The following is a 22,712-nucleotide window of genomic DNA, read 5'->3' on the forward strand; positions in this document are numbered from 1 at the left end:
GTTACTTCACAGTCACGGTGATTTTCTTCGAAACGATCGGCGGATCGAACGGCATGTGACCGCTGTCGCCCAGCTCGAGCTGCAAGGTGTGCTTGCCCGGTGCCAGTTTGATTTCGGCCTGGGTCTGCGGTTTGCCGAAGTGCATATGGTTGGCATCCATCGGGATCGGCGCACCGGCGGCGGGCAGTTTATCGACATCGATCAGCAAGTGATGATGCCCCGTGTTCTTGGTGACATCGCCGGCAGGCGCCAGCGCGATGTTCTTCACAGCGAATTTGACGGTGAAGGTCTGGGGAACCGTGGCGCCGTCCTCAGGAGAAACGATGGACGCTTCGGCGCCTTTGGGGGCCGGTGTAGCAGCCGTTGCCAGCATCGATGCACCCAGCAACAGGCCAGCCAACGCTGCACGTGACATAAAGCTTTTCATTCTCTTCTCCAGTTTTTCCGTAAAATCCGCTCGACCGTGACAACTTCACGGCCATTCGTTGTCGAAGTCACTCAATAACCATAGCAAAGCGAGGCTGAACAGCGCGTCGCGATAAATGAATTCAAAGGAGTGACCATGCGCTTTTTGCCTGGCCTGATTTGCCTGCTGCCCCTTTTGAGCCCTTTGGCTCATGCCGAACTGATTGACGATGTAAACGACCGCGGCGAATTGCGCATTGCCCTTGAGGCTAATACACCGCCCTTCAATTTCAAGGAGGACGACAAACTGACCGGGTTCGAGGTCGAGCTGGGGCAGTTGCTGGCCGCTGAGCTGGATGTGCGCGCCGACTTTGTCGTCACCGATTCCAATGATTTGCTGACCGGCGTCGAAAGTGGCAAATACGACATCGCCATCAACCACATCACAGAGACCCCGGCGCTCACGGAGCGTTTCGACTTCAGCCAACCTTACATTCAAACCGATGCGCAATTGATCGCGCAGAAGGAAGAACCGCGCTCAATACTATTGGTGCAGTCGCTGACTGAGGAAAAGCCGAAAGCCAGCCAGACCGTGAGCCTGGCGATTCCGTTTCAGAAGGGTAACCCGGCATTTCAAGCGAGCCTCGAAAACGCCTTGCAGCGGATCAAGGGAGATGGCCGATTGGAAGCGTTGTCGCAGAAGTGGTTAGGGGCGGATACGAGTGTGACGCCGAAACCCTGATTCAAGGCTGATGAGTAACCCTGTGGGAGCGGGCTTGCCCGCGATGAGGCCATAACATTCAACATCGATGTTGAATGTAGAACCGCCATCGCGGGCAAGCCCGCTCCCACAGGGATTTGTGCAGGGTCGTTAGTCGAGGGCTGCCAGAGCCTGCGCCGCTTCGGCCAATTCCAACTCGCTGAAGATTTGGACGCCATTGCGCTTGAGCAATGCAGCGGTGACACCTTCACCACTGACCTTCACGCCTCTGAACGTCCCGTCATACGTCAACAGATTCCCGCAAGACGGGCTGTTGGCCTTGAGCACGGCAATGCGGATGCCGTGCTGCTGCACCAGTTCCAGCGCCTGATAAGCCCCCGAAAGAAACTCGGCACTGACGTCCTCGCCCTCGGTGGTGATCACCGATGCAAGGCCATCAAGCACTTCAGCGCCCTGCCCGCCCGGAATCTCCGCCGCGGCCCTTGGCGTCGGCAAACCACCGGCGACTTCCGGGCACAACGGCACCACCCGGCCTTCGGAAATCCACTGTTCCAACAGGTTGAATGGCCCACTGGCGCCGCCGTCGTAACGGACGCGGTGACCGAGCAAACAGCGGCTTACCAGAATCTTTTGCATGATCAGAACGGCTCGTTGCCACGACGCCGGAACCAGCCCGTCAACGACAGGCGATCTCGGGTCGCGGGCAGGACTTCGTGGGGGACTTCGCCCGACAGGAACACCACCAGGCATCCGCCGGTAGGCACCACATCGTGTTCGACGCCTTCGTCGAGGTACATGCGCAGCTGACCGCCATGCTCGGGCAGCCAGCCGTCATTGAGGTAGATCACCGCCGAGACCATGCGCCGGTCGTCGTCGCGGAAACGGTCGACATGCTTTAGGTAGAAAGCGCCAGGCGGGTACAGGGCGAAATGGCTTTCGAAATCTTCAAGGCCCAGAAACAAACCGCGATTCATCGCCTCACGCAGGCTGTCCATCAACCCCAGATAACGGTCGCAGGCCTCGGCCTGACCGGGTTCGATCCACTGGATATGGTCACCACGAATGCCCTCGCGAATTTCCGAAAACGGCCCGCGCCCCACGGCGGCCGGGGCGAGCTCACCCTCAGCGGCACGTTTTCGGCACTCGGCTGCCAGCGCCTGGGTCAGATCCAGAGGCAGGAAAATATTCTGCCGCGACCAGCCACGCTCAGCCAGGTCGTCGACGATACGTAACAGCAGCGGATGATCAGAGGATATTTGCATGGCGCGCATAGTATTCCTGTGCCCGCAAATCCGACAGAGCCGCATAGCGGAGGATTGGTCGGATAAGGCACTCAACCTGATACGAATTCTCGACAAGTACGAATGCCGCACGGAGAATAGTCGCCTGCTGACAGGAGTCCCTATGCGTCGCTTGCTTTTCTCACTGTTGATGTTCTGCGTTTTGCCCGCTTGGGCGGACGGCCACGACCAGTTGTACAAGGTCGCCGGTTGGCCAGAACAACGCGCGCATTTCAACGATGCTCTTTCGGCCGCTCAGCAGCGTTACCAGAACAGCCTGCCGCCGGCGGTGTTCCAGGCTCTGGTCAACAACAGCAATCAGCGCTTTGCTCCCAAGGCCATGGACCAGCGTGCCGAAGCGCAATTACGCAAAAAGCTTGCCGATCCAAAACCTGCCTTGACCTTCTTTCAATCGGCCCTGGGCAAGAAAATCGTCGCCGCCGAACTGCTGGCGACCCGTCGCGATCAATTGGCGAAAAATGCCAAGGGCTTGCCGAAAATGCAGGCCAGCGATACCCGTCAACTCATCATCGGTCACCTGGCCCAGGCCCTGCCCGCTCGCGAGGCCGGCGCTGAAGTCAGCCTGGCGATCGCGGGCGTGGCGGCCGACAGCCTGAGTTCGATGATCCCCGGCCTGCTCGGCGGCGGTCAGGCGCAAGGCATGTTGAACGGTCAGCGCCAGCGCCTGATGGAGCAGATCGGCGCCGATCTGAACAACACGCTGCTGTATGTCTATCGCGACCTGTCGGATGACGAGCTGGAAGAGTTCGCAACTTTTGCCGAGTCCACTGAAGGCAAGACTTACTACCAAGCGGCATTGGCAGCAATTCGGGCGGGGTTGGCGGTGGGGCAGAGTACGTCGAGTCTTACCCAATAGTTTTTGGTGTCCGCCAGATCGCCATCGCGGGCAAGCCCGCTCCCACAGTGATCGGTGTCGTTCACAAATCCTTCGGTCAAAGCAGATACCTGTGGGAGCGGGCTTGCCCGCGATGAGGCCCTGACTAGCACTAAAGATTTCGCCCCTTCATCCGCTTGGTCAAAAACCCGAAATACTCCTGCCGCAATCCCGCTGACTCATTCGCCAGATGATGCCGCGCCTCAGGCAGCATCAGCACCTGAGGCCGATCGAACTTGCCCCGCAACACCTCAAGGTTGTGCTGCCAATCCACGGTCATGTCCGCCTGCCCCTGCACGATCAGCGGCCGCCGCGGGCTGCGCGGCGCCGCTTCGATGCGCTTGATCCACCGACCCAGCGCACCGACCCAGGCCGTTGGCAGACGCAGCGGTTGCAACGGATCGGCTTGCAGGAACGTCAGGAAGTCAGGGTCGTTGGAGTTCTCGCTGAAACGCCGGGCGATGCCTTTGACGAACGGCTTGAGCAGGTAATAACTGAGCTGCGACCAGCCCCACGCTCGCGGCCGCACCAGTGGCGACAGCAAAATCACCTGCCCCTGGGCGGGACTGTGCGCGCCCTGATTGAGCACATGATCGATCACGATCGCCCCGCCGGTGCTTTGCCCGCACAGGTGCCAGGGCTGCGGAAGGCCCAGCGATTGCGCCTCGGCCAACAGCCCTTGCAGCGTGCTCTGATACTCGGCGAAATCCTTGATGCTCGCCCGTTCGCCACTGGACAGACCATGCCCCGGCAGGTCACAGGCGATCACTGCAAAACCCTGGTCCAGCGCCCACTCGATCACATGCCGATAGAGCCCGGTGTGATCGTAGAAACCGTGAAACAGAAACAGTGTCGCCTTCGCCCGCTCGGGCCACCAGAGTTGGCTGACCACTTCATAGCCATCGACCTCGAAACGCCCCAGGCCACTGCGCAAGGTCCGCCGGGGAAAATCCAGCCGATAAAAATGCTGATAGGCCATCGCCTCCGCCGACAGCGGCTGCCACTCGGCCAATGGCCGCAGGCTGGCACGCAAATGATCGGGGTCGAAAGTGGCAGACATGGGCTATTCCAGAGCGCGAAACGGACTTTATAGGCCTGCGATATTCATCTGTCGCGGCAAGCATGGCAAGCTAGCCGACCTTCGAGGATTGAAACCCATGCGTCCGGCCTACCGCACCACACTGCTTGCCATCCTGCTCGCCCTTGTGTGTGCCGGCGTGCTGTGGGCCGCCTATGACTGGTTTCAGGGGCGCTACTTGCGCGCCTTCAGTTCGCACACCGCGGTGTTTTCCGGCGACCCATTGCGCCTGCCGGACGAACTTGCCGGCCCCGGCGCCATTCGCCTGGTGCACTTCTGGGACCCGGCCTGCCCGTGCAATGTCGGCAATCAGCAACACCTGAGCGAACTGGTCGAGCGCTATGTTCCGCAAGGCGTTGAGTTTTACGCCGTGCAAAAACCCGGCAGTCATGGCCAGCTACCTGCCACGCTGAGCAACCTGAAAACCATTACCGTCCTGCCGGGTTCTGAACAGATTCCCGCCAGCCCGGCCGTGGCGATCTGGGATCGCAGCGGCAAACTGGCCTACTTCGGTCCGTACAGCGAAGGCCTGACCTGCAATTCGAACAACAGCTTTATCGAGCCCATCCTGCAAGCCCTGAGCGAAGGTCGCGCAGTGAATGCAACGCATACGCTCGCCATCGGTTGTTACTGCCCGTGGCCGGTTGTCACCCCCTCACAGTGAAAAAGGTTCGGTCGGACGGGCAGAGCTATTTGACAAGATTGCTCTCGATGCAATTGGCAACCAAGTTAGAACTTCCGAAAAAATCGACATTGATAATGTTGCTCTTCATTTGCCACTCGCTCCTGGCCCTGTACCAATTATTCAATTCCGATGGAATCCCCTCCACACCCAATATCGAATAACAAGTAGCGGACATCGACCATAACGCACCTGCGGCGGGCGGATTCCTCATAACACTTTCGATATGACCGTATAAACGACTGACACTGACCAACCCCGAACCTACCCACTGATGGTTTATCTTAGGCCAAATGTAGGTCGCATTTAAACTCGAGAGCTCATGGGGCGCAGCCAAAATAACTCGACGTCGCGGGTATGCTTCTTTAATTTGATTTAACGTCATATTGGCCGCCGCGCGCGGAATAAATTTCCAGCCATGCTCACCCATCAAATAATCAAGTAACTCCCTATAGGCGGCCGGCGACTGTTGCGTATTGATCTCATGTATATCCAGAATTACTATTTCTCCGGGGTTATACTCCAGAAACCAGTGAACGGCATGCATCGTGTCCCACAGCGTGCGCCCAGAGTCCTGACTGTGTTCATGTCGGAAGCGAAGACTGGGAGTGGACACACCTGCGTAATACTTCAGTCGTATATCCAGCGCCCTGATACCGCTATTCAGTTGATAACTAAAACTATCATGCTGACATGTTATGTAAGAGTTGCTATACCCTGCCGCCCTATCCATTCCGCTGTTGTGTGCACCCGGCAAACTCAACTGCCAAATTCTCTTATGCCCGATATTGTTTTGCAGGTCAGTCATCCAGGCGTTTGGCCTATAACCTGCCCTGAGTGTCGCGGTCATGTCAGGCCCTACAGCGCTACTAAACTCTTGTGATTCTTTCATATCAAAATCCTTTTCAATAAATTGCACGTCACTTAGTTAAGACGAACAAAAAAAACCAATGAGAAATTATTTTTCGAAGCGTCCAAAACCGCAAACACATCGCAAATCAAACATAGCACCCAACAATAAAAAAACACCAGAAAGAGTTATTTCACAAATATTCAAACACCAACTTTTCAAGCCGTCAGAATCAAACTTACTCCAACTAAAACATACTTAACCAGACCCACATATGCTTCCCCACCTGAAAAATTTGCGACTCCCCCAGACGGAACATCCGCCGGACTCCAGCAAAATATCGATCGATACACTGCGCGTCCCTTTCGGTTGTGATAAACATTCGCAGCCCGGATGACCGAGCGGCTTTTAGAACAAGGAGTCACCATGAAACGCGTCCTGACCGTACTTGCCTTGCTGATCGCCGTACTCGTCGCCGGGGGCGGCTGGTATGTGTACAGCAAGCAGCCGACGCGCCAGGGCCAGGTGCAATTGCAACACCTGCAAGGTTCGGTGACCGTGCGCTACGACGTACGCGGCGTGCCGCATATCCGTGCCGAAAACGAAACCGACCTCTACCGCGCCCTCGGCTACGTGCACGCCCAGGATAGATTGTTCCAGATGGAAGCCGTGCGGCGCCTGGCCCGTGGGGAACTGGCCGAAGTCCTCGGCCCGAAACTGCTCGACACCGACAAACTGTTTCGCAGCCTGCGCATCCGCGAACGGGCTGAAAGCTATGTGGCCGCGCTGGATCGTCAGTCGCCGGCGTGGAAGGCCCTGCAAGCTTATCTGGACGGCATCAACCAATATCAGGACAGCCACGCTGCGCCGGTAGAGTTCGATGTGCTGGGAATCCCCAAGCGCCCTTTTACCGCCGAAGACAGCATCAGCATCGCCGGCTACATGGCTTACAGCTTTGCTGCGGCGTTTCGCACCGAACCGTTGCTGACTTACGTGCGTGACCAACTGGGCGCCGAGTACCTGAACATCTTCGATCTCGACTGGCAGCCTCAGGGCGTGTTGGCCAAAAGGCGCGCCAACCCTGCGCCGGCCCTTACCGCCAATGACTGGAAGGGTCTGAACGCCCTCGCTCGTTTGAGTGAGCAGGCGCTGGCCGACAATGGCCTGCCACAATTCGAAGGCAGCAATGCCTGGGCGATTTCCGGCAACCGCAGCAAAAGCGGCAAGCCTCTGCTGGCAGGTGACCCGCACATTCGCTTCTCGGTGCCATCGGTGTGGTACGAAGCGCATCTGTCGGCACCGGGTTTCGAGCTGTATGGCTACCATCAGGCGCTGGTGCCGTTTGCGTTTCTTGGCCACAACCTGGACTTCGGCTGGAGCCTGACGATGTTCCAGAACGACGATCTGGACCTGATCGCCGAGAAGGTCAACCCGGACAACCCGAACCAGGTCTGGTATCGCGGCCAGTGGGTCGACATGGTCAACACCGAACAACAGATCTCGGTTAAAGGCCAGTCACCGGTCACGCTGACCCTGCGCCAGTCACCCCACGGCCCGATCATCAACGATGCACTCGGCACCGCCGCCGGAAAGACGCCGGTCGCCATGTGGTGGGCCTTCCTCGAGACGCCGAATCCGATCCTCGACGGCTTCTATCAGCTCAACCGCGCCGACACCCTGGCCAAGGCCCGCGCCGCTTCGGCCAAGATCCAGGCACCGGGGCTGAACATTGTCTACGCCAACGCCAAGGGCGACATCGGTTGGTGGGCCTCGGCGTTGCTGCCCAAGCGCCCGGCCGGGGTAAAACCCGGCTTCATCCTCGACGGCAGTACCCCTCAGGCGGACAAGGAAGGTTTTTACCCGTTCAGCGCCAACCCACAGGAAGAGAACCCGGCGCGAGGCTATATCGTCTCGGCCAACTTCCAGCCGGTGTCGCCGACCGGCATGGAAATTCCCGGTTACTACAACCTCGCCGATCGCGGCCAGCAGCTCAATCGTCAACTCAGCGACAAGAACGTGAAGTGGGACAACGACTCCAACCAGAAGCTGCAACTGGGCACCACCACCGACTACGGTCCGCGTTTGCTGGCGCCGTTGCTACCGGTACTGCGTGAAGTGGTGAGCGATCCCGCCGAGCTCAGACTGGTGGAGCAACTGGCGCAGTGGAGCGGCGATTATCCGCTGGACTCCATCAGCGCCACGCTGTTCAACCAGTTCTTGTTCAACCTCACCGACGCGGCGATGCGCGATGAACTGGGCAATGACTTCTTCGAAACGCTGCTCCCGACTCGGGTGATCGATGCCGCACTGCCGCGTCTGGCGGCCTCCGCCGATTCACCGTGGTGGGACAACCGCAACACCCCCGGCAAGGAAACCCACGCCGAGACGGTCAAGGTTGCCTGGCAAGCGAGCATGGCTCACCTCAAAACCACCCTTGGCGCTGATTCGACACAATGGAAGTGGGGCAAGGCGCACACCCTGACTCATGGCCATCCGCTGGGGACGCAGAAACCGCTGGAGCGGATCTTCAACGTCGGCCCGTTCGCGGCGCCCGGCACCCACGAAGTGCCGAACAACCTCTCGGCCAAGATCGGCCCGGCGCCGTGGCCCGTGACTTACGGCCCGTCGACGCGACGGCTGATCGACTTCGCCGACCCGGCCCACAGCCTGACTATCAACCCGGTCGGCCAGAGCGGCGTGCCATTTGACAGCCACTATGCCGATCAGGCCGAGGCATATATCGAGGGGGTTTACTACCAGGCACATTTCAATGATGAAGAAGTGACGGCCAATACCCGCAGTACGTTGAAGCTGTTGCCAGCGCGTTCAGGGCAATAGATTTCTGTTGGTTGAACTGACGTCATCGCGGGCAAGTCGAATCGTCGCACCGCCGCTCCCACAGGTTTTGTGTTGATCACAAGATTGTGGCTTCACACCGATCACTGTGGGAGCGGGCTTGCCCGCGATGAGGCCCACAAAAACAACCCAAATCCTGGCTCAAACCATCACCGCAAAATTCAATCTGAACTGCTGCGGTGTCACCCCCAGCCTGCGGTTGAACACACTGCGCATGTGCTGGGCATCGCGAAACCCACATTGATACGCCACGGTTTTCAGCGGCGCATGGGTGCTTTCGAGCATCACCCGCGCCGCATCCACCCTCGCCCGCTCGACGAATTCCGCCGGGGTGATTTTCGCCTCCTTGGCGAACACCCGGGAAAAGTTGCGCGCACTCATATTGGCGGCGTTGGCCAGATCAGCGATGGTCAGGTCGCCATTGAGGTTGGCCAACACGTAGAGCTGGACCAGCGCAACCGCCGAAGTCGGTTCGGCATGGGGCGTGAGGAACGGGCTGAACTGCGATTGCCCGCCCGAACGCTGAGTGAACACCACCAGCCGCTTGGCCACGCTGAGTGCCACGTCCGGCCCGTGATCCCGAGCCAGCAGATACAGCGACAGATCGATCCCCGCCGTAACCCCGGCCGAGGTGTAAAGCTCGCCGTCCTGCACGTACAAGCGATCAGCCTCGACCTGAGTCGACGGGCACAACTGCGCCAGCGCCGCAGCATCGCCCCAATGGGTGGTGACTGTTCGCCCGTCGAGCAGTCCGGCCCGGGCGAGCATGAAGGCGCCATTGCAGATCGAGCCGAAGCATTGCGCCCGCGCGCAGGCATCGCACAACCAGGTATCAAACGCCGCGCCAAAATTCATGAACGGCAACTGCGGCCCGCCTGCCACCAACAGCAGGTCATAAGCCTCCAGCGCTTCATTGAAATGCCGGTGGGCATTGAGTGACAAACCATTGGAGCAGGCCATCACCCCATGCTCGACACCGATCACCTCCAGCCGATAGTGATCCTGCGGGGCCAGGAAACGATTAGCTTCGGAAAACACATCCATGGGGCCGGTGACGTCCAGCGACTGGACGCCTGGGAACACCACGATGGCAATGGTTTTACTCATGGTACGAAAGGCTCTCTGTGGTTCCGGATCAACGCCTACCTGTGGCGAGGGAGCCTGCTCCCGTTCGACTGCGCAGCAGTCGCAGATAGCCGGATGCGGTATGCCTGACAGAATTCGGTGGATGCTTTGGGGCCGCTTCGCAGCCCAGCGGGAGCAAGCTCCCTCGCCACAAAAGCTTAATCACCGCGTTGAACCCTAGCCAATCCAAGCCCAACAAGCGAGGTTGGCGCGATATGCAGGTTCATTGGCCGGGATCGCAGCCATGGATCGATTGTCCGGTTTCGGCTGCGCGAACAGACTGACCCCATCAGCGCCGCCACGGCGTTCCCCGTGAGGAAAGCACCATGAGCAGCATCATCGCCGGTATCAAAATCCCCGACAGCGCGTTGGCCAGGGCCACCACTGAATACATTCGCGACGTCGAGTCCGACCTGCTGTTCCATCACTCACGCCGGGTGTTTCTGTTCGGCGCATTGAGCGGTGGGCGCAAGCAGTTGGCCTACGACCCGGAGCTGCTTTACGTCGGCGCGATGTTTCATGACTTGGGCCTGGTGGAAGGTCACCGCAGCGATGACGAGCGCTTCGAAGTCGACAGTGCCAACGCAGCCAAAGCGTTCCTCAAACCCTACGGTTTGTCTGACGACGATATCGAACAGGTCTGGTTGTCGATTGCCCTGCACACCACACCGTGCGTGCCGCAACACTTGCGCCCCAACGTGGCGCTAGTGACGGCCGGTGTCGAGATGGATGTGCTGGGTATCGACTACGCGGCGTTTTCCACCGTGCAGCGTGAAGCAGTGGTGCATGCGCATCCACGGGGTGAAGGGTTCAAGGAGTGCATTCTGTGTGCGTTTGCCAATGGCTTCAAACATAAGCCGGACAGCACTTTTGGCACCGTGAACGCGGATGTGCTGGTGGACAGCGAGCCGGGCTTCAAGCCGATGAACTTCGTCGAGATCATCCGCAAATCACCGTGGATTTCCTAGAAACCTGTGGGAGCGGGCAAGCCCGCTCCCACAGGGATTTAGGTTGGCCACGCAACGGTGGTCAACCCAACATCTAGCTCAAGCCGCTTCCGGCGCCGGCGCCCGGCGCACGTCCGGTTGTTTCCAGGAGTCGGCGGCACCTTCTTCGATGGCTTGCTGGATCGCGCGCTTGCGCGCTTCTTCGGCACGACGGCTGAAGAACCAGACCAGGAATGTCATCAGCGACACCGCCAGCAAAATCAGGCTGGCCACGGCGTTGATCTCGGGCTTCACGCCCAGGCGCACCGCCGAGAACACTTCCATCGGCAAGGTCGTGGAGCCCGGACCGGACACGAAACTCGCCAGCACCAGGTCATCCAGCGACAGGGCAAACGACATCATGCCGCCCGCCGCCAGCGACGGCGCGATCATCGGGATGGTGATCAGGAAGAACACCTTCCACGGCCGCGCACCGAGGTCCATGGCCGCTTCTTCAATCGACAGGTCCAACTCACGCAAGCGCGCCGACACCACCACCGCCACATACGCGGCACAGAACGTGGTGTGGGCGATCCAGATGGTGACGATGCCGCGTTCCTGTGGCCAACCGATCATCTGCGCCATGGCCACGAACAGCAGCAACAGCGACAGACCGGTGATCACTTCCGGCATCACCAGCGGCGCGGTGACCAGACCACCGAACAGCGTGCGGCCCTTGAAGTGGGTGATGCGGGTCAGCACGAACGCCGCCAAGGTGCCGAGCGCCACCGCTGCAATCGCCGTGTAGCAGGCGATTTCCAGCGAGCGCACCACCGAGCCCATCAGTTGGGTGTTGTCCATCAACCCCACGTACCACTTGATCGACCAGCCGCCCCACACCGTCACCAGCTTCGAGGCGTTGAACGAGTAGATCACCAGGATCAGCATCGGCGCGTAGATGAACAGCAAACCCGCTACCAGCATGAAACTTGAGAAACGGAAGCGCTTCATTCCTTGCCCTCCATTTCTTTGGCCTGACTACGGTTGAACAGGATGATCGGCACAATCAGGATCGCCAGCATCACCACCGCAAGCGCTGATGCCACCGGCCAGTCACGGTTGTTGAAGAACTCTTGCCAGAGCACTTTACCGATCATCAGGGTTTCCGGACCGCCGAGCAGTTCCGGGATCACGAACTCACCCACGACCGGGATGAACACCAGCATGCAGCCTGCGATGATGCCGTTTTTCGACAGCGGCACGGTAATCTTCCAGAAACTGTTGAAGGTGCTCGAACCGAGGTCCGACGCGGCTTCCAGCAGGCTGGTGTCGTGTTTGACCAGGTTGGCGTAGAGCGGAAGGATCATGAACGGCAGATAGGAATAAACCACCCCGATATAAACCGCGAGGTTGGTGTTGAGGATCTGCAGCGGCTCATCGATCCAGCCCATGCTCATCAAAAAGCCGTTAAGCAGACCGTTGTTGCTGAGGATGCCCATCCACGCGTAAACGCGGATCAGGATCGCAGTCCAGGTCGGCATCATGATCAGCAGCACCAGCACGGTTTGCAGCTCTTTGCGGGCGCTGGCAATGGCGTAGGCCATCGGATAGCCGATCAATAAGCAGAGGACGGTGCTGATCAGCGCCATCTTGAGCGAACCGAGGTAAGCGGCGATGTACAACTCGTCATCGCCGAGCATCGCGTAGTTGCTCAGGTTAAGCAGCACCTGGAGCTTCTGGTCGATGAAGCTGTAGATCTCGGTGTACGGCGGAATGGCCACGTCGGCTTCGGCGAAGCTGATCTTCAGAACGATGAAGAACGGCAGCATGAAGAACATGAACAGCCAGATGAACGGAACCCCGATGACCAGCTGACGGCCACCGGGAATTATTCGATTGAGCCGGCGTTTGAATTTGCGCATGTTCATGAGCGAAGCACCACGCCGCTGTCGTCTTCCCAGTACACGTAAACCTGGTCACCCCAGGTTGGGCGCTGGCCGCGGCGCTCGGCGTTGGCGACGAACGACTGGACGATCTTGCCGCTCGGCAGTTCGACGTAAAACACCGAGTGGCCGCCGAGGTAGGCGATGTCATGGACTTTGCCGCTGGACCAGTTGTATTCGCAGGTCGGCATGGTCGGTGTTACCAGCAGTTTTTCCGGACGGATCGCGTAGGTCACGGATTTGTCCTGCACCGACGTGCTGATGCCGTGGCCTACGTAAATCTGGCGGTCCAGGTCCTTGCAGGTGATGGTCGCGTGGCCTTCGGCGTCGTCGATCACCTCACCGTCGAAAATGTTGACGTTGCCGATGAACTCGCAGACCAGACGACTGGTCGGGGTTTCGTAGATGTCGATCGGGCTGCCGATCTGGGCGATCCAGCCCAAGTGCATGATCGCGATGCGCTCGGCCATGGTCATGGCCTCTTCCTGGTCGTGGGTCACCATCACGCAGGTCACGCCGACCCGCTCGATGATCTCGACCAGTTCCAGCTGCATTTGCGAGCGCAGTTTTTTGTCCAGCGCGCCCATCGGTTCGTCGAGCAGCAACAGCTTTGGCCGCTTGGCCAACGAACGCGCCAGCGCCACACGCTGACGCTGACCGCCGGACAACTGATGGGGTTTGCGCTTGGCGTACTGGCTCATCTGCACCAGCTTGAGCATGTCGGCCACGCGTGCATCGACTTCAGCGGCGGGAAGCTTGTCCTGCTTGAGGCCGAAGGCGATGTTCTGCGCCACGGTCATGTGCGGGAACAAGGCATAGGACTGGAACATCATGTTGATCGGTCGCTCGTACGGCGGCATCTCCGTGATGTCGACGCCGTCGAGGTAAATGCGCCCCTCCGTGGGCCGTTCGAAACCTGCCAGCATCCGCAGCAAGGTGGATTTGCCCGAACCCGAGCCGCCGAGCAGGGCGAAGATTTCGCCTTTCTTGATTTCCAGGGACACGTCGTCCACAGCAATCGTCTCGTCGAACTTTTTGGTGACCCGGTCGATTTTGACCAACACCTGTTTAGGTGTCTGGTCGCCCTCGAGGGCTTTCTTATAGGCGCCGGAGGCAACTGCCATTTACGAAACTCCCAACAGAATTTGCAGTTCGCTCAACGTGGCGAACCTGGATAGTTTGAAGCTATTTGCCCGACTTGACCTTGGTCCAGCTGCGCGTCATCAAACGTTGAATGTTCGGTGGCAACTCGATGGATACGTACGTCTTGTCGAGGACCGCTTGTGGTGGATAAACCGATGCGTCGGTGCGTATGGACTGTTCCATCAGTTTGTCCGACCCGGGGTTCGGGTTGGCGTAGCCTACGGAATCGCTGACCTTGGCAATCACCTCGGGTTTCAGCAAATAGTTGATGAAGGCATGGGCTTCTTTGGCGTTGGCGGCATCCTTGGGGATCGCCAGCATGTCGAACCAGAGCGCGCCGCCCTCTTTCGGAATCGAGTAGGCGATGTTCATGCCTTTGCCGGCTTCAGCCGCGCGGGCCTTGGCCTGGAACATATCGCCGGAGAAACCGATCGCCACGCAGATGTCACCGTTGGCCAGGTCTGCGATGTATTTGGATGAGTGGAAATACGTCACGTAAGGCCGCACTGCCAGCAACTTGGCTTCAGCCTTTTTGTAGTCTTCAGGGTTGGTGCTGTTGGCGTTCAGGCCCATATAGTTGAGGACCGTGGGCATCATTTCATCGGCAGAGTCGAGGAACGCCACGCCACAGCTGTGCAGTTTCTTGATGTTCTGCGGCTCGAACACCACATCCCAGGAATCGATCTTATCGAGGCCCAGCACGGCCTTGACCTTATCAACGTTGTAACCGATGCCGTTGGTGCCCCACAGATACGGCACGGCATACTGATTGCCCGGATCGTTCTGCTCCAGGCGCTTGAGCAGCACCGGGTCAAGGTTCGAATAGTTGGTCAGCTTCGATTTGTCGAGCTTCTGAAAAGCCCCGGCCTTGATCTGCTTGCCAAGGAAGTGGTTGGACGGCACGACCACGTCATAACCGGTACGCCCGGCCAGTAACTTGCCTTCCAGGGTTTCGTTGGAATCGAAAACGTCATACACCGGCTTGATGCCGGTTTCTTTCTGGAAGTCGGCCAGGGTGGTTTCACCGATGTAGTCCGACCAGTTATAAATATGCACTGTGCCAGCGGCCTGAACACTGACAGCAAGTGTCAGCCCGGTGCCGACCAGCAGGGCATTGCGCAACAAAGAAAAAATAGGCAAGTGGAGGTCCTCTAAAATTAGTTGGGCCCAAGTTGCCCCGCGTTACATGACAGCCATGGCTGCCTGGCAACAAAACCGGCGCGCAACTTACCCTCGAAAAACCGTTCCAGCAAAACTTTCTGTCATTTAATTATTCCTGTTGCCGCCGTCGCGCGACGACGGCAACAGGTAGTTGCCTCAAATCGGCTTACTTACCGGATTTGATCTTGGTCCAGCTACGAGTCAGGATCCGCTGGGTGGCGGCCGGCAAATCGGCAATCGCGTACAGCTTGGCCAGCACTTCTGCTGGTGGGTAGATGCCTGGATCGCTGGTGATTTCTTTATCGACCAGTGGAGTCGACGCCGCATTACCGTTCGGGAAACGCACGGCGTTGGTGATCTCGGCCATGATTTCCGGCTTCTGCAGGAAGGTCATGAACTTGTAGGCGCCTTCGACGTTTTCGGCATCTTTAGGGATGGCGACCATGTCGTAGAAACTGCCGGCACCTTCTTTCGGAATGTTGTAGCTGACTTTCACCTTGTCACCGGCTTCAGCGGCGCGAGCCTTGGCCTGGTAGATGTCACCCGAATAACCCACGGCGACGCAGATGTTGCCGTTGGCCAGGTCGGAGATGTACTTGGACGAGTGGAAGTAGCCCACCGAAGGACGAATCTTCAGGAACAGCGCTTCGGCTTCAGCCAGTTGTTTCTTGTCCTGGCTGTCGGTTGGATAGCCCAGGTAATGCAACGCCACCGGAATCATCTCGGTTGGCGAATCGAGGAAGCTGATACCGCACGACTTCAACTTGGCAGCGTTTTCAGGTTTAAACAGCAAGTCCCAGGAGTTGGTCGGTGCATCGGCACCCAATGCAGCCTTGACCTTCTCGGCGTTGTACCCGATACCTATCGAACCCCACATGTAAGGGAATGCGTGTTCGTTGCCCGGGTCACTCACCGACACCGCTTTGAGCAGGTCCGGGTTCAGGTTTTTCCAGTTAGGCAGCTTGGACTTGTCTAGCTTCTGGTAGACGCCGGCCTTGATCTGCTTCGCCAGGAAGTTGTTCGACGGCACGACGATGTCGTAGCCGGACTTGCCTGCCAATAGCTTGGCTTCGAGGGTTTCGTTACTGTCGAACACGTCGTAGACGACTTTAATACCCGACTCGGCTTCGAACTTCTTGACGGTATCCGGTGCGATGTAATCGGACCAGTTGTACACGTGCAGCACTTTGTCGTCAGCCTGAACGGCGCCCGCCATCACGCCCATCAGGGACATGGCGAGGAGGGTCTTGCCAGCTATCTTCATACCTAATGCCTTCATGGGTAATGCTCCAATTTTTCTTTTTAACCATGTGCTCAGCGGCCTGTTACTGGGCATCCGAACAACCGGTAGTCTGGCAAGATCCAAGGCAGGCTTTCAAGGAAAGACCCATCCTTTGTTTGCACTGAGCGAAGTGCAAATTTCGCACCTCGCTCAGAGCCTAGCACTTAGCCCTGTAACGCACTCAGGGTCAGGTCCAGGCACTTGCGTGCTTTTGTTACCAGCTCATCGATTTCAGCCGGTGTAATCACCAGTGGCGGAGCAATGATCATGGTGTCGCCCACCGCGCGCATGATCAGGCCGTTGTCGAAGCAGAAGGTGCGGCAAATCATGCCGACGCCCCGCCCTTCGTAACGTTTGCGGGTGGCTTTGTCCTGAACCAGTTCAATGGCCCCCAACAGACCGACGCCACGCACTTCTCCCACCAACGGGTGATCGCTCAGTTCCCGTAGACGCTTTTGCAAATAAGGTGCCGTTTCTGTACGCACGCGCTCGACAATTTTCTCGTCACGCAAAATGCGGATGTTTTCCAGCGCCACCGCAGCGGCCACCGGGTGCCCGGAATAAGTGAAACCGTGGTTGAAATCACCGCCTTCGTTGAGCACCTCGACCACGTCGTCATGCACGATCAGGCCACCCATCGGGATGTAACCAGAGGTCAGGCCTTTGGCGATGGTCATCATGTGGGGTTTGAGGTCGTAGAAATCGGTACCGAACCACTCACCGGTACGGCCGAAACCGCAAATCACTTCGTCGGCCACGAACAGAATGTCGTATTTGGCGAGGATTTCCTTGATGCGCGGCCAGTAGCTGTCTGGCGGAATGATCACGCCGCCAGCGCCCTGGATCGGCTCGGCAATAAAGGCACCGACGTTGTCGACGCCGACTTCCAGAATCTTCTCTTCCAGCTGATTGGCCGCCCAGATACCGAACTCGTTCGGGGTCATGTCGCCGCCTTCGCCGAACCAGTACGGCTGGGCAATGTGGACGATGCCCGGGATCGGCAAGTCGCCCTGTTCGTGCATGTACGTCATGCCACCCAGGCTCGCGCCGGCCACGGTAGAACCGTGATAGCCGTTCTTGCGACTGATGATGACTTTCTTCTTCGGCTGGCCCTTGATCGCCCAGTAGTGGCGAACCATCCGCAGCATGGTGTCGTTGCCTTCGGAACCGGAACCGGTGAAGAACACGTGATTCATGCCTTCAGGCGCAACGTCGGCAATCACCTTGGCCAACTCCAGCACCGGCGGGTGAGCGGTCTGGAAGAACAGGTTGTAATAAGGCAATTCGCGCATCTGCTTACTGGCGGCATCGGCCAGCTCATCGCGACCGTAGCCGATCGCTACGCACCACAGGCCGGCCATGCCGTCGAGGATCTTGTTGCCTTCGCTGTCCCAGAGGTAAACGCCCTTGGCGCTGGTGATGATGCGCGGGCCTTTCTCTTTCAACTGCTTGAAGTCGCTGAACGGGGCCAGGTGGTGATCGTTGCTCAGGGCTTGCCATTCACGGGTTTGCGGGTTGTTGCTGGTCATGCGAATTCTCCTGGGATTCGAGTGGAGGGCGCCGCCAAGCGCGGCGGCGCCCGGCGCATCAGACGGCGAAAAGCAGGAACTCCCGCTCCCACGAACTGATCACGCGCTTGAAGTTTTCATGCTCGGCACGCTTGACCGCGATGTAGCCCGTGATGAATTTCTTGCCCAGGTACTTTTCGATGGTCTTGCTGTTTTCCATGCGATCCAGGGCATCTTCAATAGTCAGTGGCAAGCGCAGGTTGCGCCGCTCGTAACCACGACCCACGACCGGAGCACTCGGGTTATGCCCTTCGACCATGCCGATCAGGCCGCACAACAGGCTGGCGGCGATGGCCAGGTAAGGGTTGGCATCGGCACCCGGCAGACGGTTTTCCACCCGGCGGTTCTGCGGCCCGGCATCCGGAACCCGCAGGCCCACGGTGCGGTTCTCTTCGCCCCACTCCACGTTCACCGGTGCCGAGGTATCCGGCAGGAAGCGGCGGAACGAATTGACGTTGGGTGCGAACAACGGCAGCAGCTCAGGAATGAATTTCTGCAATCCGCCGATGTGGTTCAGGAACAGTTGGCTCATGGTCCCGTCTTCATTGGAGAAAACGTTTTTGCCGGTCTCGATACTGATGATGCTCTGGTGCAAGTGCATGGCGCTGCCCGGCTCGCCGGTCATGGGCTTGGCCATGAAGGTCGCCGCCACGTTGTGCTTGAGCGCGGCTTCACGCATGGTGCGTTTGAACACCAGAATCTGGTCGGCCAAAGACAGGGCATCGCCATGACGGAAGTTGATTTCCATCTGCGCGGTGCCGTCCTCGTGGATCAGCGTGTCGAGGTCCAGCTCCTGCAGTTCGCACCAGTCGTAGACGTCTTCGAACAACGGATCGAATTCGTTCGCGGCTTCAATCGAGAAGGATTGGCGACCGGTTTCCGGGCGACCAGAGCGGCCAATCGGTGGTTGCAACGGGTAATCCGGGTCATCGCTGCGCTTGGTGAGATAGAACTCCATTTCCGGCGCCACGATCGGCTGCCAGCCGTGGTCGGCGTAGAGTTTCAGTACCTTCTTGAGCACATTGCGCGGCGACAGCTCGATCGGATTGCCCTGCTTGTCGTAGGTGTCGTGGATCACCTGCGCAGTGGGCTCGATGGCCCAAGGCACCAGAAACACCGCGTTCTGGTCGGGGCGGCAGATCATGTCGATGTCGGCCGGGTCGAGCAGTTCGTAATAGATGTCGTCTTCGACGTAGTCGCCGGTCACGGTCTGCAACAGAACGCTTTCGGGCAGGCGCATGCCTTTTTCGGCAATGAACTTGTTGGTCGGCGAAATCTTGCCCCGGGTGATGCCGGTCAGGTCGCCAATCATGCATTCGACTTCTGTGATCTTGTGGTCTTTCAACCAATCGGTGAGCTGGTCGAGGTTGTTACTCATAAATGCCTCTTAGGCTGAGTTTCCTGACTTTGATAAGTCAGGCGTTGTTTGACGCATCGGCGTCGCGTTGTAGTGCGCGCTTGCGGCAGGCATCGCCAAATGCCTGGAAAATCGCAAGGTAGTCAGGGTTAGAGCTTACCTGCCATTCGGGATGCCATTGGACTCCCAGAGCAAAAGCCTTGCCGCCATCGACCGAGACAGCTTCGATCAATCCGTCTGGCGCCAAAGCCTCTACGCGAAGGCCCGGCGCCAGACGGTCAACGCCCTGACCATGAATCGAATTGACTTGAATCTCGCTCGCCAGGCCAAGTCCGGCCAGTACACCGCCCGATTGGACGTGCACCGGGTGACTTGGCGCGTACTGCCCTTCCAGCGGCAGGCTGTCATCTTCACGGTGATCCGTGAAAGCACCGGCTTCGTGAACTTTTTGATGCAGGCTGCCGCCGAACGCCACATTCATTTCCTGGAAGCCGCGGCAAATGCCGAGCACGGGAACACCGGCCTCGACAGCGGCGCGGATCAGCGGGAGAGTGGTGGCATCGCGTGCAGAATCATGAGCAGTACCTGGCGCACTGGCCGGGCCGTTATAGTGAAACGGTTCTATATTAGATGGAGAGCCTGTAAAGAGAATACCGTCCAGAGCGTCCAGAATATCGGGCGACGCCAGTAGATCCGCCAGGGATGGAAGAATCAACGGCAGGCCCTTGGCAGCTGAAGCCACGGCGCGTACGTATTTGTCGCCACTGATGTGATAAGCATGCAGACCGATCTGCTTTGAGCAGGCGGTGACGCCGATTAACGGCAGGCGAGACATGAAGCACCCCGGTATTATTGCTGTTATGGGTTTAAATCGAGCTTAGCCTTGTTCATTTTTTTACACAACACCCCCGTAAAAAATACAACACGGCCCGCTCAAGCTCGCGGGAGCCAAGACGACTGAAGGCCAAAAAACGCCCCAAAGTGCCTCAAAAAAGCCCCGTGAGTGCTTTTTTAGGGCAAAAAAGGCCTCGCTTGACTTCGGCATGCCGTTCGGGTTGACTGGAATCCGAAGAGATCAATGATTGATATTTTTAACAACAAAGGTGTTGCATCATGTCGGTACCCCCGCGTGCCGTTCAGCTTAACGAAGCGAACGCGTTCCTTAAGGAACATCCTGAGGTTCTGTACGTTGACCTTCTGATTGCGGATATGAATGGTGTGGTGCGCGGCAAGCGCATTGAACGCACCAGCCTCCACAAGGTTTACGAGAAAGGCATCAACCTGCCGGCCTCTCTATTTGCTCTGGATATCAATGGTTCGACGGTGGAAAGCACCGGCCTGGGCCTGGACATCGGCGATGCTGACCGAATCTGCTATCCAATCCCCGACACCCTGTGCAATGAACCCTGGCAGAAGCGCCCGACCGCGCAGCTGTTAATGACCATGCACGAACTCGAAGGTGATCCTTTCTTCGCCGACCCGCGCGAAGTCCTGCGACAAGTCGTAGCCAAGTTTGACGAGATGGGCCTGACCATCTGCGCCGCGTTCGAACTGGAGTTCTACCTGATCGACCAGGAGAACGTGAACGGTCGCCCGCAACCGCCGCGCTCGCCGATCTCCGGCAAACGCCCGCATTCGACCCAGGTCTACCTGATCGACGACCTCGACGAATACGTCGACTGCCTCCAGGACATTCTGGAAGGCGCCAAGGAGCAAGGCATCCCTGCCGACGCGATCGTCAAGGAAAGTGCCCCGGCACAGTTCGAAGTGAACCTGCACCACGTGGCCGACCCGATCAAGGCCTGCGACTATGCGGTCCTGCTCAAGCGTCTGATTAAAAACATCGCCTACGACCATGAGATGGATACCACCTTCATGGCCAAGCCTTACCCGGGCCAGGCGGGTAACGGTCTGCACGTCCACATCTCGATTCTTGATAAAGATGGCAAAAACATTTTTGCCAGCGAGGATCCCGAGCAGAACGCCGCACTGCGTCACGCGATCGGCGGTGTGCTCGAGACCCTGCCGGCGCAGATGGCTTTCCTCTGCCCGAACGTCAACTCCTACCGTCGTTTCGGCGCACAGTTCTATGTGCCGAACTCGCCGTGCTGGGGTCTGGACAACCGCACCGTGGCCATCCGCGTACCGACCGGTTCCTCCGATGCCGTGCGCATCGAGCATCGTGTCGCCGGCGCTGACGCTAACCCGTATCTGTTGATGGCTTCGGTTTTGGCCGGTGTGCATCACGGCTTGACCAACAAGATCGAGCCGGGCGCGCCTGTGGAAGGCAATTCCTACGAGCAGAACGAGCAAAGCCTGCCCAACAATTTGCGTGACGCACTGCGCGAGCTGGATGACAGCGAAGTCATGGCCAAGTACATCGATCCGAAATACATCGATATCTTTGTCGCCTGTAAAGAGAGTGAGCTGGAGGAGTTCGAACACTCCATCTCCGACCTCGAGTACAACTGGTACCTGCATACCGTGTAAGCGTTTGCAGTAAAAACAACGCCGCCGGCCTTACAGCTTGCGGCGTTTTTTTATGGGGTTTATTCAGTTAAACCGAGGTGCCTGCATCGCGGGCAAGCCCGCTCCCACAGTGTCGTGTGATGCACACAGATATTGCGTCCACAGCAGTTCCCTGTGGGAGCGGGCTTGCCCGCGATGGCGGCCGAGAAGACAACACACAACTCGACTCGTACAATGCCCGCTGCCCTGCAGGAGACTTCAATGACGCGCACCGCCACCATCCGCAAACCTCGCGCCCGCAGCCAGGCCCGGATCGATTCGATACTCGATGCCGCCCGCACGCTGCTGGCCGCCGAGGGCGTGGCCAGCCTGTCGATCTACAGCGTCGCCGAACGCGCCGAGATCCCGCCCTCCTCCGTCTACCATTTCTTCGCCAGCGTCCCGGCCCTGCTTGAAGCCCTGACCGCCGACGTCCACGCCGCGTTCCGCGCCTGCCTGCAAGCGCCCATCGACCACAACGCACTCAACGGCTGGCGCGATCTGTCGCGACTGGTGGAACAACGCATGCTCGCTATCTACGACGAAGACGCCGCCGCCCGCCAGCTGATCCTCGCCCAGCACGGTCTGACCGAAGTCACCCAAGCCGACCGCCAGCACGACATCGAACTCGGCGACCTGATGCACAAGTTGTTCGACCACCACTTCGAACTGCCGACGCTGCCAAGTGATGTTGATGTGTTTGCGCTGGCCATGGAGCTGGGCGATCGGGTGTATGCACGTTCGGTGCAGCAGCATGGGCAGATCACGCCGAGAATGGCTGAAGAAGGGATGCGGGTGTTTGATGCTTATCTTGGGTTGTATTTGCCGCCCTATCTGCCCAAGAGAAATCTCTAGCGCCTTCACTGGCCTCATCGCGGGCAAGTCGGATCGCCGCACCACCGCTCCCACAGGTTTATCTGTCGCTCACAAAA

General features: G+C 58.5%; 21 protein-coding genes. 7 read left to right on the forward strand and 14 right to left on the reverse strand.

The features are described 5' to 3' along the window. Position 1: 1 nt before the first annotated feature. Complete coding sequence (locus tag AB3226_RS13110) at positions 2-427, reverse strand: DUF4399 domain-containing protein (protein WP_367373351.1); 426 nt, start codon at positions 425-427, stop codon at positions 2-4. Positions 428-562: 135 nt separating this feature from the next. Here AB3226_RS13110 and AB3226_RS13115 point away from each other — a divergent pair, with 135 nt between their 5' ends. Next, the gene (locus AB3226_RS13115; protein ID WP_367373352.1) at positions 563-1,147 is read left to right on the forward strand and encodes a transporter substrate-binding domain-containing protein; all 585 of its coding nucleotides are present in this window, start codon (positions 563-565) and stop codon (positions 1,145-1,147) included. A 129-nt stretch (positions 1,148-1,276) separates the two neighbouring features. Here AB3226_RS13115 and AB3226_RS13120 read toward each other — a convergent pair whose 3' ends face one another. Both AB3226_RS13120 and AB3226_RS13125 read right to left on the reverse strand, forming a co-directional pair. Continuing rightward, complete coding sequence (locus AB3226_RS13120; RefSeq protein ID WP_367373353.1) at positions 1,277-1,762, reverse strand: DUF523 domain-containing protein; 486 nt, start codon at positions 1,760-1,762, stop codon at positions 1,277-1,279. Between the two features lie 2 nt (positions 1,763-1,764). After that, complete coding sequence (locus AB3226_RS13125; protein ID WP_367373354.1) at positions 1,765-2,397, reverse strand: 2OG-Fe(II) oxygenase; 633 nt, start codon at positions 2,395-2,397, stop codon at positions 1,765-1,767. 133 nt (positions 2,398-2,530) lie between these two features. Between AB3226_RS13125 and AB3226_RS13130 the strand changes: the two genes are divergently transcribed. Next, a complete protein-coding gene (locus AB3226_RS13130) occupies positions 2,531-3,283 on the forward strand; it encodes a hypothetical protein (protein ID WP_367373355.1) in 753 nt (250 codons plus the stop codon). Positions 3,284-3,413: 130 nt separating this feature from the next. On the opposite strand, the gene AB3226_RS13135 is transcribed toward AB3226_RS13130, so the two are convergent. Next, positions 3,414-4,361, reverse strand: coding sequence for an alpha/beta hydrolase (locus AB3226_RS13135; RefSeq protein ID WP_367373356.1), 948 nt, complete (start codon positions 4,359-4,361; stop codon positions 3,414-3,416). Between the two features lie 97 nt (positions 4,362-4,458). Here AB3226_RS13135 and AB3226_RS13140 point away from each other — a divergent pair, with 97 nt between their 5' ends. Next, a complete protein-coding gene (locus AB3226_RS13140; RefSeq protein ID WP_367373357.1) occupies positions 4,459-5,043 on the forward strand; it encodes a DUF6436 domain-containing protein in 585 nt (194 codons plus the stop codon). Positions 5,044-5,068: 25 nt separating this feature from the next. Here the strand turns inward: AB3226_RS13140 and AB3226_RS13145 are convergent, their stop codons facing one another. Then, positions 5,069-5,953, reverse strand: a complete 885-nt coding sequence (locus tag AB3226_RS13145) for a hypothetical protein (RefSeq protein ID WP_367373358.1) — start codon at positions 5,951-5,953, stop codon at positions 5,069-5,071. Positions 5,954-6,337: 384 nt separating this feature from the next. Between AB3226_RS13145 and AB3226_RS13150 the strand changes: the two genes are divergently transcribed. Then, the gene (locus tag AB3226_RS13150; protein WP_367373359.1) at positions 6,338-8,749 is read left to right on the forward strand and encodes a penicillin acylase family protein; all 2,412 of its coding nucleotides are present in this window, start codon (positions 6,338-6,340) and stop codon (positions 8,747-8,749) included. Between the two features lie 159 nt (positions 8,750-8,908). Here AB3226_RS13150 and AB3226_RS13155 read toward each other — a convergent pair whose 3' ends face one another. After that, positions 8,909-9,874, reverse strand: a complete 966-nt coding sequence (locus AB3226_RS13155) for a GlxA family transcriptional regulator (RefSeq protein ID WP_367373360.1) — start codon at positions 9,872-9,874, stop codon at positions 8,909-8,911. Between the two features lie 344 nt (positions 9,875-10,218). Between AB3226_RS13155 and AB3226_RS13160 the strand changes: the two genes are divergently transcribed. Then, positions 10,219-10,860 (forward strand): HD domain-containing protein, encoded by a 642-nt coding sequence (locus AB3226_RS13160; RefSeq protein ID WP_367373361.1) that lies wholly within the window; start codon positions 10,219-10,221, stop codon positions 10,858-10,860. Between the two features lie 78 nt (positions 10,861-10,938). Here the strand turns inward: AB3226_RS13160 and AB3226_RS13165 are convergent, their stop codons facing one another. The 8 genes from AB3226_RS13165 to AB3226_RS13200 form a co-directional block, all read right to left on the reverse strand. Further along, positions 10,939-11,829 carry an ABC transporter permease subunit gene (locus AB3226_RS13165; protein WP_367373362.1) on the reverse strand — a complete coding sequence of 297 codons (891 nt, stop codon included), beginning with the start codon at positions 11,827-11,829 and terminating at the stop codon, positions 10,939-10,941. Further along, on the reverse strand, positions 11,826-12,707 hold the full coding sequence (locus tag AB3226_RS13170; RefSeq protein WP_177319477.1) for an ABC transporter permease subunit: 882 nt from the start codon (positions 12,705-12,707) through the stop codon (positions 11,826-11,828). Before AB3226_RS13170 ends, AB3226_RS13165 begins: the two co-directional genes overlap by 4 nt. Positions 12,708-12,742: 35 nt before the next feature. Further along, positions 12,743-13,885 (reverse strand): ABC transporter ATP-binding protein, encoded by a 1,143-nt coding sequence (locus tag AB3226_RS13175; RefSeq protein ID WP_367373363.1) that lies wholly within the window; start codon positions 13,883-13,885, stop codon positions 12,743-12,745. A 61-nt stretch (positions 13,886-13,946) separates the two neighbouring features. Beyond that, positions 13,947-15,044, reverse strand: coding sequence for a polyamine ABC transporter substrate-binding protein (locus AB3226_RS13180; RefSeq protein WP_367373364.1), 1,098 nt, complete (start codon positions 15,042-15,044; stop codon positions 13,947-13,949). Positions 15,045-15,231: 187 nt separating this feature from the next. Further along, positions 15,232-16,329 carry a polyamine ABC transporter substrate-binding protein gene (locus tag AB3226_RS13185; protein ID WP_367375792.1) on the reverse strand — a complete coding sequence of 366 codons (1,098 nt, stop codon included), beginning with the start codon at positions 16,327-16,329 and terminating at the stop codon, positions 15,232-15,234. 182 nt (positions 16,330-16,511) lie between these two features. Then, on the reverse strand, positions 16,512-17,876 hold the full coding sequence (locus AB3226_RS13190; RefSeq protein ID WP_367373365.1) for an aspartate aminotransferase family protein: 1,365 nt from the start codon (positions 17,874-17,876) through the stop codon (positions 16,512-16,514). 58 nt (positions 17,877-17,934) lie between these two features. Beyond that, positions 17,935-19,293, reverse strand: coding sequence for a glutamine synthetase family protein (locus AB3226_RS13195; RefSeq protein WP_217857521.1), 1,359 nt, complete (start codon positions 19,291-19,293; stop codon positions 17,935-17,937). 37 nt (positions 19,294-19,330) lie between these two features. Then, positions 19,331-20,107: a gamma-glutamyl-gamma-aminobutyrate hydrolase family protein gene (locus tag AB3226_RS13200; RefSeq protein WP_367373366.1), complete on the reverse strand. Its 777-nt coding sequence runs from the start codon at positions 20,105-20,107 to the stop codon at positions 19,331-19,333. A 278-nt stretch (positions 20,108-20,385) separates the two neighbouring features. Here AB3226_RS13200 and AB3226_RS13205 point away from each other — a divergent pair, with 278 nt between their 5' ends. Further along, positions 20,386-21,762 carry a glutamine synthetase family protein gene (locus tag AB3226_RS13205; protein ID WP_007897683.1) on the forward strand — a complete coding sequence of 459 codons (1,377 nt, stop codon included), beginning with the start codon at positions 20,386-20,388 and terminating at the stop codon, positions 21,760-21,762. 240 nt (positions 21,763-22,002) lie between these two features. Next, positions 22,003-22,635 carry a TetR/AcrR family transcriptional regulator gene (locus AB3226_RS13210; RefSeq protein ID WP_367373367.1) on the forward strand — a complete coding sequence of 211 codons (633 nt, stop codon included), beginning with the start codon at positions 22,003-22,005 and terminating at the stop codon, positions 22,633-22,635. Positions 22,636-22,712 lie beyond the last annotated feature (77 nt).

The sequence above is a fragment of the Pseudomonas lini genome (genome assembly GCF_964063345.1).
Classification (GTDB): Bacteria; Pseudomonadota; Gammaproteobacteria; order Pseudomonadales; family Pseudomonadaceae; genus Aquipseudomonas; species Aquipseudomonas lini_B.

Excerpts from the sequence above, each read along its gene's own strand:
- AB3226_RS13110 (WP_367373351.1), bottom strand. The coding sequence starts at position 427 with ATGAAAAGCTTTATGTCACGTGCAGCGTTGGCTGGCCTGTTGCTGGGT.
- AB3226_RS13115 (WP_367373352.1), top strand. The coding sequence starts at position 563 with ATGCGCTTTTTGCCTGGCCTGATTTGCCTGCTGCCCCTTTTGAGCCCT.
- AB3226_RS13120 (WP_367373353.1), bottom strand. The coding sequence starts at position 1,762 with ATGCAAAAGATTCTGGTAAGCCGCTGTTTGCTCGGTCACCGCGTCCGT.
- AB3226_RS13125 (WP_367373354.1), bottom strand. The coding sequence starts at position 2,397 with ATGCGCGCCATGCAAATATCCTCTGATCATCCGCTGCTGTTACGTATC.
- AB3226_RS13130 (WP_367373355.1), top strand. The coding sequence starts at position 2,531 with ATGCGTCGCTTGCTTTTCTCACTGTTGATGTTCTGCGTTTTGCCCGCT.
- AB3226_RS13135 (WP_367373356.1), bottom strand. The coding sequence starts at position 4,361 with ATGTCTGCCACTTTCGACCCCGATCATTTGCGTGCCAGCCTGCGGCCA.
- AB3226_RS13140 (WP_367373357.1), top strand. The coding sequence starts at position 4,459 with ATGCGTCCGGCCTACCGCACCACACTGCTTGCCATCCTGCTCGCCCTT.
- AB3226_RS13145 (WP_367373358.1), bottom strand. The coding sequence starts at position 5,953 with ATGAAAGAATCACAAGAGTTTAGTAGCGCTGTAGGGCCTGACATGACC.
- AB3226_RS13150 (WP_367373359.1), top strand. The coding sequence starts at position 6,338 with ATGAAACGCGTCCTGACCGTACTTGCCTTGCTGATCGCCGTACTCGTC.
- AB3226_RS13155 (WP_367373360.1), bottom strand. The coding sequence starts at position 9,874 with ATGAGTAAAACCATTGCCATCGTGGTGTTCCCAGGCGTCCAGTCGCTG.
- AB3226_RS13160 (WP_367373361.1), top strand. The coding sequence starts at position 10,219 with ATGAGCAGCATCATCGCCGGTATCAAAATCCCCGACAGCGCGTTGGCC.
- AB3226_RS13165 (WP_367373362.1), bottom strand. The coding sequence starts at position 11,829 with ATGAAGCGCTTCCGTTTCTCAAGTTTCATGCTGGTAGCGGGTTTGCTG.
- AB3226_RS13175 (WP_367373363.1), bottom strand. The coding sequence starts at position 13,885 with ATGGCAGTTGCCTCCGGCGCCTATAAGAAAGCCCTCGAGGGCGACCAG.
- AB3226_RS13185 (WP_367375792.1), bottom strand. The coding sequence starts at position 16,329 with ATGAAGATAGCTGGCAAGACCCTCCTCGCCATGTCCCTGATGGGCGTG.
- AB3226_RS13190 (WP_367373365.1), bottom strand. The coding sequence starts at position 17,876 with ATGACCAGCAACAACCCGCAAACCCGTGAATGGCAAGCCCTGAGCAAC.
- AB3226_RS13195 (WP_217857521.1), bottom strand. The coding sequence starts at position 19,293 with ATGAGTAACAACCTCGACCAGCTCACCGATTGGTTGAAAGACCACAAG.
- AB3226_RS13200 (WP_367373366.1), bottom strand. The coding sequence starts at position 20,107 with ATGTCTCGCCTGCCGTTAATCGGCGTCACCGCCTGCTCAAAGCAGATC.
- AB3226_RS13205 (WP_007897683.1), top strand. The coding sequence starts at position 20,386 with ATGTCGGTACCCCCGCGTGCCGTTCAGCTTAACGAAGCGAACGCGTTC.
- AB3226_RS13210 (WP_367373367.1), top strand. The coding sequence starts at position 22,003 with ATGACGCGCACCGCCACCATCCGCAAACCTCGCGCCCGCAGCCAGGCC.